The sequence below is a fragment of the Pseudomonas sp. AU11447 genome (genome assembly GCF_001672555.2).
Taxonomy (GTDB): domain Bacteria; phylum Pseudomonadota; class Gammaproteobacteria; order Pseudomonadales; family Pseudomonadaceae; genus Pseudomonas; species Pseudomonas nitroreducens.
In genome coordinates this window covers 1-466 of record NZ_LZDG02000056.1, presented here as the reverse complement: position 1 = coordinate 466, position 466 = coordinate 1, and the positions used below count along the sequence as shown (strand labels likewise).

General features: G+C 49.4%; 1 rRNA gene. It reads left to right on the top strand.

Going from position 1 to position 466, the window contains the following annotated elements:
- The first annotated feature begins 149 nt into the window (after positions 1 to 149).
- Positions 150 to 265, top strand: a 5S ribosomal RNA gene (gene rrf, locus A6723_RS21425).
- Positions 266 to 466 lie beyond the last annotated feature (201 nt).

Below are 466 nucleotides of genomic sequence, written 5' to 3'. Positions count from 1 at the left end.
GTGAGGCTTGACCATATAACACCCAAACAATTTGCGTGTTGTACGGTGAAGACGTAACGAACCGAAAGTTCGTGTGAACCGCAAATACCTGTCACATACCCGAATCTGGATGAGCGTGTGCAACAGCCACGAGCGTCCGTAAAGAATTGCTTGACGACCATAGAGCGTTGGAACCACCTGATCCCATCCCGAACTCAGTAGTGAAACGACGCATCGCCGATGGTAGTGTGGAGTTTCTCCATGTGAGAGTAGGTCATCGTCAAGCTCCTATCCCAAAGCCCCGGTCAGCTTCGCTGTCCGGGGCTTTGCCTATTAGTGTAAGCACATGAATTGTGCTTGCTGCTGACGAGAGTCGAGACTCTCAGAAGCCAGGCGATTGAGTAGAAAAGAAATTTTCGAAAAATAAAGCTTGACGAAAGATGAGGTTAGCGTAGAATGCGCGCCTCGGTTGAGACGAAAGCCTTAA